The organism is Litoreibacter roseus (genome assembly GCF_009811795.1).
Lineage (GTDB): Bacteria > Pseudomonadota > Alphaproteobacteria > Rhodobacterales > Rhodobacteraceae > Litoreibacter > Litoreibacter roseus.
In genome coordinates, this window is the sequence record NZ_BLJE01000002.1 from 18,008 (window position 1) to 32,801 (window position 14,794).

At 53.2% G+C, this 14,794-nt stretch carries 15 protein-coding genes; 5 read left to right on the top strand and 10 right to left on the bottom strand.

All coding sequences use genetic code 11. The features are described 5' to 3' along the window. Window positions 1–10 precede the first annotated feature (10 nt). Window positions 11–892: a phosphoserine phosphatase SerB gene (gene serB / locus KIN_RS07060; protein ID WP_159805481.1), complete on the bottom strand. Its 882-nt coding sequence runs from the start codon at window positions 890–892 to the stop codon at window positions 11–13. A gap of 198 nt (window positions 893–1,090) precedes the next feature. After that, window positions 1,091–2,056 (bottom strand): tyrosine-type recombinase/integrase, encoded by a 966-nt coding sequence (locus KIN_RS07065; protein ID WP_159805483.1) that lies wholly within the window; start codon window positions 2,054–2,056, stop codon window positions 1,091–1,093. 521 nt (window positions 2,057–2,577) lie between these two features. Between KIN_RS07065 and KIN_RS07070 the strand changes: the two genes are divergently transcribed. Continuing rightward, window positions 2,578–3,426 (top strand): helix-turn-helix domain-containing protein, encoded by an 849-nt coding sequence (locus tag KIN_RS07070; protein WP_159805485.1) that lies wholly within the window; start codon window positions 2,578–2,580, stop codon window positions 3,424–3,426. A gap of 82 nt (window positions 3,427–3,508) precedes the next feature. Here KIN_RS07070 and KIN_RS07075 read toward each other — a convergent pair whose 3' ends face one another. Next, a complete protein-coding gene (locus tag KIN_RS07075) occupies window positions 3,509–3,769 on the bottom strand; it encodes a hypothetical protein (protein ID WP_159805487.1) in 261 nt (86 codons plus the stop codon). Between the two features lie 465 nt (window positions 3,770–4,234). Between KIN_RS07075 and KIN_RS07080 the strand changes: the two genes are divergently transcribed. Together KIN_RS07080 and KIN_RS07085 are read left to right on the top strand one after the other, a co-directional pair. Beyond that, window positions 4,235–5,389 carry a hypothetical protein gene (locus tag KIN_RS07080; protein ID WP_159805489.1) on the top strand — a complete coding sequence of 385 codons (1,155 nt, stop codon included), beginning with the start codon at window positions 4,235–4,237 and terminating at the stop codon, window positions 5,387–5,389. Further along, window positions 5,361–6,374 (top strand): hypothetical protein, encoded by a 1,014-nt coding sequence (locus tag KIN_RS07085; protein ID WP_159805491.1) that lies wholly within the window; start codon window positions 5,361–5,363, stop codon window positions 6,372–6,374. Before KIN_RS07080 ends, KIN_RS07085 begins: the two co-directional genes overlap by 29 nt. Here KIN_RS07085 and KIN_RS07090 read toward each other — a convergent pair. Further along, window positions 6,350–7,258: a DNA adenine methylase gene (locus KIN_RS07090; RefSeq protein WP_207710121.1), complete on the bottom strand. Its 909-nt coding sequence runs from the start codon at window positions 7,256–7,258 to the stop codon at window positions 6,350–6,352. The genes KIN_RS07085 and KIN_RS07090 overlap by 25 nt on opposite strands. A 232-nt stretch (window positions 7,259–7,490) precedes the next feature. Between KIN_RS07090 and KIN_RS07095 the strand changes: the two genes are divergently transcribed. Beyond that, window positions 7,491–8,498 (top strand): restriction endonuclease, encoded by a 1,008-nt coding sequence (locus tag KIN_RS07095; protein WP_159805493.1) that lies wholly within the window; start codon window positions 7,491–7,493, stop codon window positions 8,496–8,498. A gap of 42 nt (window positions 8,499–8,540) precedes the next feature. After that, window positions 8,541–9,077, top strand: a complete 537-nt coding sequence (locus KIN_RS07100; RefSeq protein ID WP_159805495.1) for a hypothetical protein — start codon at window positions 8,541–8,543, stop codon at window positions 9,075–9,077. Between the two features lie 34 nt (window positions 9,078–9,111). Here KIN_RS07100 and KIN_RS07105 read toward each other — a convergent pair whose 3' ends face one another. The 6 genes from KIN_RS07105 to KIN_RS07130 form a co-directional block, all read right to left on the bottom strand. Further along, the gene (locus KIN_RS07105) at window positions 9,112–9,570 is read right to left on the bottom strand and encodes a hypothetical protein (protein WP_159805497.1); all 459 of its coding nucleotides are present in this window, start codon (window positions 9,568–9,570) and stop codon (window positions 9,112–9,114) included. Window positions 9,571–9,701: 131 nt separating this feature from the next. Continuing rightward, window positions 9,702–10,589 (bottom strand): plasmid recombination protein, encoded by an 888-nt coding sequence (locus KIN_RS07110; protein WP_159805499.1) that lies wholly within the window; start codon window positions 10,587–10,589, stop codon window positions 9,702–9,704. A gap of 330 nt (window positions 10,590–10,919) precedes the next feature. After that, window positions 10,920–11,477, bottom strand: a complete 558-nt coding sequence (locus KIN_RS07115; RefSeq protein WP_243144852.1) for a metallophosphoesterase — start codon at window positions 11,475–11,477, stop codon at window positions 10,920–10,922. 172 nt (window positions 11,478–11,649) lie between these two features. Next, on the bottom strand, window positions 11,650–12,123 hold the full coding sequence (locus KIN_RS07120; protein WP_159805501.1) for a hypothetical protein: 474 nt from the start codon (window positions 12,121–12,123) through the stop codon (window positions 11,650–11,652). A gap of 59 nt (window positions 12,124–12,182) precedes the next feature. Beyond that, window positions 12,183–14,540, bottom strand: a complete 2,358-nt coding sequence (locus KIN_RS07125; protein WP_159805503.1) for a DotA/TraY family protein — start codon at window positions 14,538–14,540, stop codon at window positions 12,183–12,185. Window positions 14,541–14,543: 3 nt separating this feature from the next. After that, window positions 14,544–14,783: a hypothetical protein gene (locus KIN_RS07130; protein WP_159805505.1), complete on the bottom strand. Its 240-nt coding sequence runs from the start codon at window positions 14,781–14,783 to the stop codon at window positions 14,544–14,546. Between the last annotated feature and the right edge of the window lie 11 nt (window positions 14,784–14,794).

Here is a 14,794-nt window from a genome sequence, read left to right on the forward strand (position 1 = left end):
TATTTCTGACCTATGTAGGACGCGCAAACTCGGTCACGCTGTAACCCTGCAGGAACAAAAGCGCCGTGAGATCCCCGTGATTGACCCGGATATCCGCCTGCGCCTGCACCGATGGCTTGGCATGCAGCGCAACGCCCGTACCGGCACGCGTCAGCATGCCGAGGTCATTTGCCCCGTCGCCCACAGCCAGGACATCTGCCGCCGTCAGGCCGCGCTGCTCGGTGATCTCATCCAGCGCCTGAACCTTCGCCTCCCGCCCCAGGATTGGGGGAACGACAGCGCCCGTCAGCTTGCCCTCTGCGACTTCAAGTGTGTTCGCACGGTTTTCATCAAATCCTAGCTTTGCGGCAACGGCCTGTGTGAACGCAGTAAACCCGCCCGAGACCAGCGCGGCGTAGCCCCCCTGTGCCCGCATGGTGGCGACGAGAACATCACCCCCCGGCATAAGACTGATCCGCGTGGCCAAAACAGAGTCTATTACACCGCAATCCAGCCCTTTCAACGTCGCCACTCGTTCGCGCAAGGCGGCGTCAAACTCCAGCTCGCCGTTCATCGCGCGGGCCGTGATTTGGGCGACATGCTCACCCACACCCGCCTCGGCAGCAAGCTCGTCAATGCATTCCTGCTGGATCATCGTGCTGTCCATATCAGCCAGCAGAACCGCCTTTTTGCGGCCAGCCACGGGCTGGATCACCAGATCAACGCGGCTGTCCTGAAGCTGCGTCCAGACCTCGTCCAGATTGTCCGGCCGAACGGCGATCTCGAACTCGGCTGCAACGTCAGGCATCAGCCAATGGACATCGCCACCGCCCCACGCATTGCGCAACGCCTCGGCCAAGGCAGGCTCCAGAACGGGTGTTTGGGGGCTGGTCAGAAGCGTCACAGCAAACATCGGCAGTTTCCTATCATGCACACACGCGTCGCAAATGGACGCCCGAGCGGCGCTATAGCGACGTTTTTGCTGTTGTGAAACCTCTCGCTGCTCCGTAAGAGCGTCAGTGGGACACCCTTCCCCAACGAAGGGCCCAAGTCATTGATATATTTCCTTTTATTTACAGTTACTTGATCGGTTTACGTTTTTGCCTTGTGTCTATTTTGTGCCAAAGAGGACATCTGTGACAGTTGGATCGTCCATTGCATGAGCATAGTATTTCATAACCGTTGCAACGTCTTTCCACCCCCCTCGGTCGGCGACTGTCTTAGGGTCTATCCCAGCTTGTAACATCGTCGTAGCGAAACCATGGCGGCAACAATGCGGTGACAGCTTTGCAAGGCCAGCCCGTTCGATAACGTTGTTCCAAACCTGCCCTACACTTTCGCCAGAGGCATACTGAAAGACCAGATCATCAGGGTTTCGGTTTGATGGAATGTTTGCCAGCGCCGCTATGACTGGCGGAGAAAGGTGCGCGACACGCTCGCTGTCCACCTTCGTCTGGTTGATAATTGCAGTCTTTTGGAACAGTTCAACTGCACCCCATTTCAAGGAACAGGCCTCGCCTCGACGAGCGCCTGTTCCAAACATGAATAGGCACAGTGCAGCAAGGTGAAACAGATTATCGTCTACTGCTTGCGCGGCGAAAGCGTTTACCCAGTCCCTAGTGACTGGAGTTTTTCTCTTAGCTTTGACCTTGAACCGCCGCACTTTGATCGGTGCACACCATTCGAGTGCCGCCGCATAGTTGATAATCGCTTGCGCTGGCACGATTCCTTGACGGTTCAGGGTTGCGTTTGATGCTTTTGGATAGAGCTTTCGTGCCATTTGACGGATCGCTTCACCAGTGATCTTCGGAACGAGGGTGTCTTTCCAGTAATCCTCAATAGGCACCAAAAATCTCTCGTCTCGTTCGTCTTGCCGATAGGCTATCGCAGCCTGAGCAAACGTCAGCGCTGCACCCGGTCCATCGAGATGACTTCGCCACGCCTTGTCTTGGATATCGGACGCGATCCTTTCAGCGATTTCTTTGTCCGTTGCTTCCGTAGAGCCTCGTAGTCGCCTGCCGGAGACGGTGCCACGGTAGTGCCAGATTTTGTTGCGCTTGTAGATCTTGAGCGGCATTCCATCGCCTCCATAAACGCGACCACGTGATGGTCTAGCATAATGACTTTCTGCCCAATTTTGCAAAAGCATCCGAGCGACCGAACGGTATCGGAAACAAATCGAGGCGATGCGCCAAGCTCTTGCGCCAGCGCTTTGGGTGTCGTGTGCTTTGGTACTACCTGCATCATCTAACTTAACCTCGCAGTATCTGGCTCTCTCGTGAACGAGCGCTATCGGCCGGGCACTCAATCAAGCTAACGATCTGCTTTCGCGTTAACAGCATGAGCCGACCGAGCTTGTAAAATTGACCGGTTTTATGTGCTTTGGAACGTATCAGCCGGGGCGACACATAGACCCCAAAGCCTTGCAGTTCCTCGCTCCATGCTTCGGGGGTCTGTCCATCTGATAGTAAGTCAGGCATTGGCACCTCGGCTAAGTCGTAATCTCTTGCCAATAAACCCGCACTTCGAGTAGCGTGTCTATATGTTTCCGAAAAATGTTGCATAATCGGAACATTCGTTCCAAATCCGAGGTTCCATATGTCAAATTACAAATTCATGAAGCGATCTAAGTCAGACCTAGCCGCCGCCGAGGCAGAGTTGGAAGCGGATCGAGAGCAAGAAGCTGAGCAGATGCGTTTCGGCCCGGCTGGGTCGGTTCATGCAAATCTGAAACAGTTTCGAATTCGCAACGGATACAAGAAACAAGATTTGGCGCAAATCATGGAGATCACTCCGCGCACTTACTACGCCTATGAAGAAGGCAAACGTGCAATCCCTTCAACAGCCCTTGTGAAACTTGCTGCGCTGACCCGATGCGACCTCAATGAAATATTGCTTGGTCGCCCCGCACCATCGAACCAGCAATCAATCCGAAAATCAGTTGATGATCTGAATGCGACTATTGAATTCCTTCATGCAGCTTATCCGAAGATGGATCTAGCGACCCGACTGGAGGTTGCGTGCTTTGTGGTCAAAAGTGATTGGCAAAATACGGTGCGGATGCACCCGGAAAACATCCGAGAGGCCGTCAAAGTCATAACCCGATATCGCTTCCACCCCGAAGAACTGCATGCCCCACCATGCCGGGAGGATTTTGACGAGCGGCAAGATCTGTACGAAGAAGCAATGGCAGAGTGGGAAGGCATAGTCGAAGAAGACATTGGGAAAAAGGTTTCAACCGATATGCGCTGGCCAAAATTTGACGGATGGGATGAGATGGCGTCGGCGATTGAAACGTTGGCTCAGGCGTGTGGCGCTCAAGTATACTGCTCGCAGAAGTACCAATACCTGAATGTCGAAGTTCAGAAGCGCGCTAACTCTCCAGAGAAAACTAAGGCTCTTCATATTATCGCCGACATCGTCGAAAAACTAACGGATCGCGGCTAGTCGAGGCTTCGAATACGGTTAGCGGAGCGCAGGAACACGTGAACGAGCCGAACTCAGTTAACTGGCGTCAGTTCAGCCGAGCCTACCAAAAGTAATGGTGCGGCTTCCGGCTCACAGGCCATGCCAGGTTGTCCGGGTCAATGCCTTTCAGCAGTTCACGTTCCCTCTTTCTTTCCGCACGTCGTGAAGGGCGTATATGGTGAAGCTTGTCGTGCCAACGGGGGTAATTTTGAAGCCAGCGCAAATCTTCAGCTTTGACCTTGAGGCGGCGCTCAAGCCCTTTGGCTGAATAGCCCTTGTTTCGGCCCTTAAGGCGCGACCGTTTTCGTTTGTAGTGGGCCATGATTTGGCCTTTCATACAGGTTCGTGACTACATGGCGTTCTCCAGTTTTGTTGTTTTCGATCTGCACTGCTGTGCCGAGGACCGGACAGCCGCACTGCTTATGGGGCTGTGCAAAATTGCGCAAGAGATAACGGCGCAGCATAGCTTACCAGTCGACTGCTCCATAACGTCGAACCGACAGCATATCTTCTTTCTTAGATGTGCCTCCTGCCAGAAAGATTGACTATGACATGATAGGCCGGTTGCTACTCGCAGGATGCTCTCAGGTGCTGAACGTCCCATCGCTTGTCTCGGCCGTTCGGCACAAGTGACTTCAAAATTTCTGCGTGTGAGGTGCAATCTTCATAAAATGAACATTCAAAGGGTGTTGAGTGGTGGTTTGGAAAAAATCTGATAGAAGCATGCCTACTGGGTATTGATCAAGGAAAACGATGATCCTCCCATGTCGGTGAAAGGTCTAAGAGAATGAACTGGGATAGTGTAGTTGGGGTAGCTGATTCAACGCTGGTGAAGGCAGACTTGCTTTGCTTCGATACCAGCAATCCCCGGTTCACACCGGACAAGCGCCCTGAGGATGGAACAAATCTTGCAATAGTTCGGAAATTGGCAAGCTCAGCCGATTTGGCCGAGCTGGTGCAATCCATTGCGACCAGTGGATACATAAACATTGAACCTTTGATCGTCGTGGCAAGTTCAGACTGTCTTCGAGTTCTTGAGGGCAACCGTAGACTGGCTGCGATCATGTGTTTGAGAGATCCAGAGTTTGCCAGATCTGCTGGTGTCAGTCTCCCGGAGTTTGAAAAAGCGAAAGTGCTGGCATCCACCGATATGATTTTGGTGTACCGTGTAGAGCGCGAGGAGGACGCGCGAGATCTAATCGGTTTCAAACACATAAATGGCCCTCAGTCTTGGGACGCCTATGCTAAAGCAAAATTTGCGACCAAATGGCTGGATGATGAAAAGCAACTATCGGCCGATGGAAAAGAGTCTCTAAGCCTCAACGACATAGCGAATAGGATGGGGGACAAGCATGCAACAATCTTTCGCATGGTCACTGCCTACTATGTGCTCGATCAGGCAGAAACTGAAGAAGTATTCAGCGTAGATGACCGCGCCAAGAAAGCATTCAGTTTTTCGCATCTCTACACTGGATTGTCATACGTAGAGTTTACTGATTACCTAGGAATGCCTCGTCCACAAAGGGCAGAAGACCCCTCCACCAATCCAGTTCCTCACAGCCACATTGATAACCTTAAAAACTTGCTACACTGGCTCTACGGCTCTCAAAAAGAGGAGCTGCAACCGTTAATCAAGAGCCAAAATCCAGATTTGGGCTTATTGAGAGAGGTCTTAAAATCAAAAGCCGCCACGCGTGAACTAGAAGAGCGTGTCAGTCTTGCGGACGCACTAGTCACGGCAACACCCAAAGACGTTCGTTTTTCACGGCATATTTTGGCCGCAAACAATGAACTGCTGAAAGCCCTCAATACCCTAGATGGGTTTGATCCGGAAAGTCAGTCTGAACTTGAAGAGATTGTAGAATCTGCCGCTAAGCGAGCAATTAGCATTCGAAGCTCAGTCCGAGCCGCAATTGAAGACATTAACGGCGTGGTTGAATAAAAAGATGCCACTAGAACCATTGTTGACGCCTTCACTCGCGACTTCGTCGTCCGAAAAGCTTGACTGGCTGGAATTCACGGCCTTCTTATCATCCAGCGGTGTTGCCCGATTGGATGTTCTGGTCTCGGCGCTGGACCAACAGGAAGAGGAGCAAACAGAGGATTTCGGCGAAGAGGATCGTCAAAAAGAGGCTATAGTGGCCGAGCTTGAGAATGAGTTTGACTATAGATCCCAAGCACTTGGAGAAGAATATCCTTTTCTCCTCTCCGACGACGCGGAAGAGCTTCATCTAGTCAGAAGCTGGGAAGACCAAAGAGCAGTATTTTATTTCGTATGTCTGTTGTCATCTCATCTGGTGAACTCACCGTTTGTAACATTTGACATTAGTACAGGCATGATAACGAGGCTTCGGAACGAAGTTTTCCAAATTGTTTCGACGTTAGCAATGGCAGGGGTATCGCTGGGTCCTTCCGTTAGCATTGGATGGCCACGCAACAGCGATGAAACGATACTTGAAGTCCTTCGCCGTGCATCAGCAGGGCACGCTGGATTCAACGCTAGAGCTGCGGCGCATCCAGAAGTGGCGAACCCTCATGACAAAGATGGTGGAATGGACGTCATTTCTTGGCGTTCAGCCTATCGTCCACCACCATTGAATTTGTATTTTGGACAAGTTGCAAGCGGTGCCGACTGGAAGGGTAAGTCTGCAGCGAACAAAGCAAAATCGTTCAAAGCAAAATTCATAGAATTGGGTCCGCTTGGCAATGAAGACTACACAACACTGACCCCACTTAGAATTGCAGACGAGCCCCTGTGGAAGCGCGAACATGCAGACCACGGATCAATTGTTGATCGAACCATGCTGCCAACTCTCGCGTACAGTGGGATGCAGTTGGCAGCTGATGGTGTGATGGTTGACGAAGCGGAAAACCTCCCGACAGTATTGCAATGGGTAGCTGATTATCGGACCGAAGCGCTTTCATAGCGGGAAGACGAGGGCGTGATTAGAATTTCCGCTTCTTTTCGCTTCTTTTGAAGGCTGTAGTTAACAGCAATAGACCGCATATTCTGATCTGAATAGACTTGACGGATAAGAGGATGATCATCGTAGCTGAGCACCCATTTTGTCATCCTACCTGACGTAAGCATATCACTAAGTGCTACATGCTTGTCTTCTCCCATGGCGTTGAGATAGAGGCGATCACCAGCTTTGACGTACGGGGGGTCAATGAAGTAAAACGATGAATTTGGGTCCAGCGTTCGTCTCGACCTGTCGAGAAAAGGCAAAACATCAAGATTCGAAATTTTGATACGGTCGCTGTTTTCGCCAATCCACCTGACTCGCTGACTAAGACCTTCTCTATTAAAGCGAGCGTCGATTTTCCATTTCCCCGTCTGATCATAGCCGCCGATAGGTCCAGCCTTTGAAACAATGCCTGAACGGGTCGTCCGATTTAGATAAAAGGAGGCAAACCCCAGATCAAAGTCGTAGTTCGAGCTGGTCTTGTCGGTCGAGATCCTACTCTGTACGTGCCATTCATCCATAGTCAAAGGTACAGACTGTATTCTCTCGATGAACCGCTCGTTTTCGGATAGCATTGCGCGCCAAGCGGAGTAAATACGGACATCGGCATCGTTAAGATGAAGACAGTCAACGTAACCGTCTGCAAGGAGGTTTACTGCAGCGCCTGCTCCACCGCAAAACGGCTCGAGAAAAGTTATGCGACTGTCGTCGAAACACTTCGCAAGGTGATCGGCAAGGAAGCCACTTAGAAAGCCTTTGCCACCGGGATACCGAAACGGTGACACAGCATTCTGAGTGTGCCTGTGAGGGAAATCCCGGATGTTGATCGCTTTTAGGTCTTGCAATTTGGGCCGCCGGTCATTGTCTGGTTGCTACCAGTACCCAGTTTAGGCGTGTCCGGCAATATAGCTGTCAAGCAAATTCGCTGCGGCACGCACACGTGTTGGTCGACGTCATGAGCGTTGGCAGCATCAAACACCTGCTAAGGGTTGGCTATTGGGACGCTTTGCGCCTCTTTCCTCGCGCGCGTAGGGATGACAAGGTGCATATATACCGACGGTACTCAGGAGCAAATTATTGGGCGGAATTTCAGGTCATAGACAGTATTTTGTCGATAGTTTCATTGAAATCGTTGGCTACAAGACAGGAATTTTGCTTAGTCAGTCGCAGCTTTTTAGGCTGCTTGATGAGATTGGCGATTTTCGTGCTCGCTTGGAGCCTGATGGAGATAAGGGAGCGCGCCTACATTCGACTGAGGTCGAAGAGGTGACAGCGTTCCTGCTCCACCGCGTAGGGAACACGGCGACGCCCAGCACTATGAACTCGCATATCGCTCTGCACCACAAATACAAAGGTGACGAGGTAGCTTTCGCCTGCTTCATGTCGGTATCAGAATTATTTGTCGAATTCCTAAATAGCGCGACAACCCAAGCGCGAAAATCACCACCGAAGTCAGGTAAATTAGACCCATCAGACTTCATCAAGCGGGCGTTCGACAAGCACGGTTCTACCGGCGGGGAAATGGCGTTGGAAATGATTTATGGTGTAAATAGCGATATGCATCGCTCACCATGGGGGCAAATCCGAAATGTAGATTGGGTCGATACGGTCGAGCTGAAATCGTTGTTCCAAAGTGAGGCACTGGAAGCCAGCTATGGAAGCTTCTTCGATCAAAGGTTTATCGACTATCTGCATCAGAATTTTGGTGAAATAGGAGACATCCACTGGCGCAAATTTGAAGGTCTGACGGGCGAGTACTTTGAAAGAGAAGGCTTTCAAGTGGACGTTGGACCAGGTCGCAATGATGATGGTATCGACTTGAGAATTTATCGCGACGAGCCAACCAAGAACGATCCTGCACTCATCATCGTTCAATGCAAAAGACAGAAAGCCAAGATAGATAAAGCGCTGGTAAAATCAGTGTATGCGGATGTACTGCACGAAAAAGCTGAGTCTGGTTTGATTGTTACCACTTCCAGTTTGTCGCCGGGTGCTGCACTAATGCGCAATGCGCGTGGTTACCCTGTTGCCGACGCAGATCGCGAAACGCTGAGAGAGTGGATTCACAAAATGCGAACTCAATAACCGACCCTTCAACAACACATCCAACACATCGATGGCGAATAAATGAACACGGTATTCTCTACATTTCCGCGAACAGAAGCCCCTCCCAGCTTCGTCTCCGATGTATACAATGCCTTTCACGCCCACGACGGTCATATCGCAACTGAAAATCTCGACAAGGGGCTGACCAGCGACCAAGTTCTTGAGATCGTGCGGCCTGATCTGGTTTCACTGGGTTTTCTGGTCGAGTCCGGCAAGACAAGGCCGCAAAAGCTTCAACGGCCGGTCTTCTTTGGCGAGAATGCTGTTCCCTCCTTGCAATATGAGGTGGACGCTTGGCATCCACAGTGGCGTGTGGGACTAGAAGTAGAAGCAGGGCGCGCCAAAATGGGGAATGCCATTTACCGCGATTTGATCCAAGCGTTGGTGATGGTTGAGCTCGAATACTTGTTCCTCGCCGTACCGTTGGCATACAAGTACAAATCAGGCGGAAAAACTGTCCGCAGCAAAGATTATGAGCATACAGTGTCGGTCGCTGAAGCTCTGTATGGGCACTCAAGAATAGTGATGCCCTTTTCATTGTGCGTGATCGGCTACTAAAACGCGACGCACCCGGCAAGTCGTAGGTTCGCTGCTAAGGTTGAAACTTGCTCAAAGGAACTGCTGGGACATTCATATTTGAGGCTTTTTTCTTTGGTTCATTTTGCGCGTACGTATCAGATTTCACCACTACATCGTTCGCGGTGCGCATAGATTTCTCGTTGGCTACCCGTTCACGTTTCAAAAAGCGCGCTAGCTTTTCGACGGCGGTTACCACCGCTTGTCCAACTGAACTTTCAAGAATAGCCTCCTTGGAGGTTGCCCACCCTCGTCGCGCTACGTCCCGGAGCTCTTGGAGGGCATACTTCGTCTCTTGGTGTGCCTCCTGCGCGTCAGAGTGACTAAACCCGCCGCTGAGCTTCATCGACAGCCCATCAGTTTCGCGTACCAGTTGCTCAACCTCGCGGAAATCGTCCGACGGGTCTCTGCCGCTTTGTTCTCGTATGATCCGGCGGGACCAACTTGCGAAATCCAAGCCTTCGTAATCTTCCATGAAAACCTTGATGGCAGCAGCGCGAATGTCGAGGTGAGAGTCTTCCAGCTCGACGCCTGCACGGACGATCTCGGCCGCACGTATAAAGTCCGCTTCTGATGGCTCGTAGTCAGCCGCTTTGATGGTCCGTTCTAAGTCGGCAATCTCGACCTCAAGTTGTTTCGCTTGTCGATCAAGCGCTGCACAGTCGTTTTTTTTTGAGCCAGTTCGTTGGCCAACTGAGAAATCTGCATGTTGAGGTTCCCGAGTTCCGCTTTCTGTTGTGCCAGCTCTTCCTGATCTGACGCAACCTGTCCCTTTTCCTTCCGAACCTCCGCAAACTGCTCCTTCACCCATTCACGGGTGCTCTGGCCCGCAGGTGCATTCACGGAACGGTCTTCACCGTAGTCGATGCCCAAATGATGGACGGCAAGTGCCATGCGCTCGCGAAGCCGTTGAAAGCTGCCCTTCTTCGACAGGCTATCATGCGAGGCACGTCCAACGGTTCGAACGCCATTCGCGGCGATAGCTTTGGCTTTACGAGCTTCGAATTCCTCCTCCGTTTCATTACGTTTCTTGCGGCCCGGCTTGCGTGCTTTCTTGGAATAGGTGGGGGCGACAACAGCGTGAATGTGGGGCGTGTCTTCATCAAGATGTAGCTCGGCAAACACTAGATCAGAGCCAAACTCAGCAAGTAAGTGGTCTATCGTCGTCTTCCGCCATTCGGTCAACCGGTCGTCGTCCCAAGTACCAATAGCCTTTGGGTCATCGGGCCGGAAAAACTCTGGGGAAGCGCTGACTACGATCCGCAGATACGGCTTCTCAGCTTGCTTAGCGGGCCGCTGCACCCCGCTAGCATATAGGTTTTTCAAAGACTGGAGCAGGCCGCGATCATCGCCAACTAGAACCTCATTTAGGTAAGAACGAGCAACTACAATATTGGACGAACCATCAGGCACACGATTCAAGCAATGACGATCCAACGACGCAATCATACTCGGCGATGCAGGTTCAATGTTGTAGACAAGTTTAGATCTCATCTGGCACCCCTCGCCCCGGGGCCAAGCAGACTGAAAGTCTCCTTGCTCATAAGGAGACTTTGGGACCCCGCTGCTGCGCACCACCCCAAAATCACCTTCCTCGCCTTGCCAGGGGCTACTTCGGCCATCGGCCTGCGCGGCTTGCAACCCTGCGGGCCGCGCCTTGCAAAGCCACCGTTGGTGGCTGCAAACCTTCCTTCTCCGCCAGCCATATGGTGGCGCTGCGAAGGATGGTTTGCTGCAACCCAGACCGACCGGAGACCTCCAATATCGGAGGTCGGTCTGGGTTGTTCAATTGCGGTTGCCAAACCGCAACTGCGTGAGCGACCATCAGATCTGGGCATTGCGTTCAACATCTGACCAGTCTGCGTTAGTCGGCAACGTTGCTGCGCGTTGCTGAGCTTCTCGCAGTGCGACCGGCTCATAGCCCCAGACGTCCACTCCCACGTTGACCGCATTTCGCCTGCCCATCCATTGCTCGTGAACATGGCCGCACAGATGCGGTTCGCCCTTTCTGGCACGATGCCATGTATTCATCGGATAGTGGCACAGCACCGAATTGAGGCCGGAGCTATCGGCCACTTCCGCAAGATCTGTTACTGAAGCCCACGGTAGCCGTTGTGTTGCTTCGCCATCATGATTGCCGATGACCACATGCCTCTCTGTGCCGGGGAACCGACCGAACAATTTGTTCAGCCAATCGCGGTCCTTTGCCTTCGGACCGAACACGAAGTCGCCGACGATCCAAAGAGCATCTTCGAGACCGAGCCTTGAGCTGAGGTTTTCGATCAGCACAGCGTCCATTTGCATCACTGTTTTGAATGGCCGAGCGCTGTGCTTGATACTGCTTTCGTGACCGAAATGAGTGTCGGCTGTGTACCAGTTCATAATTGCTCTGCCTCCTTCTGGTTCGCACGGAAAGCGTTTTTGCAAGCTGCTTCGCAATCCTTCACGCAAGCCTTTCGGAAAGCTTTTTCGCAAGCCTGTTGGCTTTCAAAACAGCTTGCTGCATGGATTCTTGGCCAAAAAAGTGCGCCATAGTGTCTGGTCTTGGGCACGATCATGATTTTCTGTACGCTAATGGGTCACCGAAATGCGGCGGTTTGCGACCGTAGATCCAGCGGGATTTCACGCCGATCCACTCTTCGTTGCCATATTGATCTGTGTCGTGTCGGGTCATCTCAAACAAGATTAGGCCGTTTGGATCACGCGAAAGATCGAAAAACGGCGGCAGCTCTAACCGGCCGAAGACGGACTGGTGGATGCGGCCTTGTAATTTTGCCCACACCTTCTCCATTCCTGCACGGACCAAGAAGACTGGTCTCTCAGGGAAACCTGCCTTGTTCCAATGTCTTTGGAGGTATTGGGCTATTCTCGCGCGTTCGTGTTCGATCAGCTCGACCGTAGGCCAAGGTGTTTTCCAGTCCGCAGAATTGAGCGATTTCTGCGTAAGTCTAGGCTCGTAACCCTCTACGATGCGATCCAGATCAAGGTTCTTTAGCGCCGTATCGAACTGTTGTTGCTGCTCCTTCATCCGCTCCGCGCGTCGATGCATCGCGCGGCCGGGTGCCATCAGAGCATTCCATAGACCGCTCATTGCGTCGGCCTCGGTAGATTGCGACTACTGCTATCCTGTCCTTGCCTGCGCAGCTTACCCAGTTGACTGTGAGAGCTGCCAACACGCGCCCCAACGCCTCTGGCACCCATGTAGCCAAGGCCGCCTGCCATTACTGTTTTGTCCGCGATGGCTCCGGGCTGTGTGAAGCGCCCCAGACCGGCACCAATCATGTTCATGGCGGTCTCTCCGAATTCGCTAATGATCTGGGAGCCGTAAAGCACCGTCAGGAAGGCAAGCAGAACGTAGACGATCAGCAACAACACCATCACCACGATACCGATGGTGCTGTTCACGGCTGTCGCCGCGAACCCGGCCAGATCAGGCACTGTATCTGCGCCAGAAATCCCGTCAAAGAACATCAGCCGCCCAAAGAAGGTGTGGAGGATGTAGAGCATGACCGAGATCATCATCATCGAGATCACCAGTCCGACCACGATGAAGAATGGACGCAGGAAGAGGCCCAAAGTAGCCAGCAGCGCCTTCGATAAATCTGATCCGAATAGGTTCGCTTCCCGCGAGGGCGTAAACATCCGCAGCAGCATGAGCGGCCACGCGAACATCATTTCGAGGATCTGAAGCAGCCAGCTCATGATAGCGGTAAAGAAATAGACCATTGGAACCAACGGCAGGACGATCATCATCACCAACCCGACAACGAGTAGCGTGATGCCAATGCCTGTCAGGCCGGATGACGCCATGCCCACAACCTCGCCACTCCCGAATATGAAGTCGGCACCGCGCCCGAGGATGCTCTGGTTTGCGACCTCAAGGCCGACACCCGCCGTCAGCGCCGTTCCCCCTGCCCCGGCAAGGATTGTGCCCTGGCGTTGTACTTGCAGCATGGGATCAACGAATCCGAAATTACCTTCGGCCGTGTTCGTCGCAACCGGGCTGAAGACGTTCAGGATGCCGCGATAGAGGCCGTTGATGGCTCTTTGGTCGATGGCACTCTGGGGCACCTCGCCCATGGCCGCATTCATCGGGGTTTCCACATCGGGGAGCGGTAGGTTCACCACGTTCGAGGCGATCTCATCCCATGTGTCTTGGTCCGCATCCGCCTTCGCGACCATTTCTCGAACGACGCTGTTGTTGCGCTCGCCCCGGCTGTAGCCTTCGCCGCGCAAGAAATCCGAAATTTGATTGTTGCGGGCTGCTTGCATGGCCAGCGTGTCACCGGGAAACTCGATGGAGGTGACGGTCGAGGCCACACCTCGCTGCCAGACCGGTGCCACCATCCAGCCTTCGGTAGTGACCATATTGAGCAGCCCGTCATGTACGTCCTCGACCACATCAGACGAGATCGACGTGGAGATCGCAGGTCCGCTAAGGTATGATGCAACCGCTGCATAGACGGCGGCGCGAGATGGTGCCAGCAGGGCTTCACTATCGCGCTCGCCGTTATAGACCGCGAAGGCTAATGCCTGAGCTGCATCAGACAGCTCTGGCAACACTTCTTCGGCCAGATGCGCGAACTGTTGTTGCGCCCGACCCGCCATCAGGCCGACTTCGAGACCGCCCCCGTCCTCGATAGCTGAATAGCTGTCGGTCGCACCAACGGACCCGCAATAATTGCTGCGACCGCTGAACGCTGCGCCGCCGGCCTCTTCGGCGAAGAACATCTGGTAGCTCATGCCGACGACCTGACGACCACCGACACCATCCCAGAACCCGGATGTGTCTTCCAGTACCAGCGGCGACTGGCGGAGCCGGATCGCGCCTGTGGTGCCGGTCGCGCTGACCTCATCAAGGGTGACATCCCCATCACCGTTGATGACCCTCTCGATGCGGTTGGCGTTGATCGCGCAGATATGCCCCGTAACCAGCGCATCGAAAGCGCCGCCAAACTGCTGCACCAGCCGGTCGGAGTCAGGCGGTATCCGTGCGAAAGAGCCGGACGTCAGAGGTGTTCCGCTGAGCATGTCGTCCGCGACGTTGCGCCATGTCACGTCAGCGAAAGCGCTGCCTTGCAGCACCAGCCACAAAAGAGCAACTTGGATCAGGGAGAAGCCTCCGACGATGGGGACGAAGCCAGCCACCCCGAAGACAGTGCGTAAAACAGTGTACTTCGTATCGGCGGATTGGCCGAAAGTCTTCCCGTCCGCCGCCGTGTCAAAAATCATTGAGTAGATGGTAAACGTCAGCACCGCCAGCATCGCGAGAAGGCAGAACGCGTTGAAGACGGTGAAGATGGTTTCAAGCCAGTTGGCGACGACGATGGTGTCGTCGCCGTCGCCATGTAGGCGGGGAATGATGCCGCCGAAGAGGCGTGTGAGAATGTCGGCTGAGAAATCATTGCCGATATCTGGAGGAACAAAAAGCTCATCGAATTCCATCGCTTAGGCTCTCCGAAAATCGTGTTTCAGCAGCACACGGCCGTTGGTAGCAATCGCTGGCAGAATGATCTCGCCAGAACTCAGCTCAAAGGCTGTTCCGGCTGCTTCTGCGCGACCATCGCGCTCCACAAAAACAGTCCAGAACATCGCTGTTCCGTTCTCACGCTGGTAATGCTCTGCACGCTCGAACGGGGTTTGGGGTTGGCGGATCAGATTGAAATCGTCATGTCTTGTTTCAGCCATTGAAAGCTCCT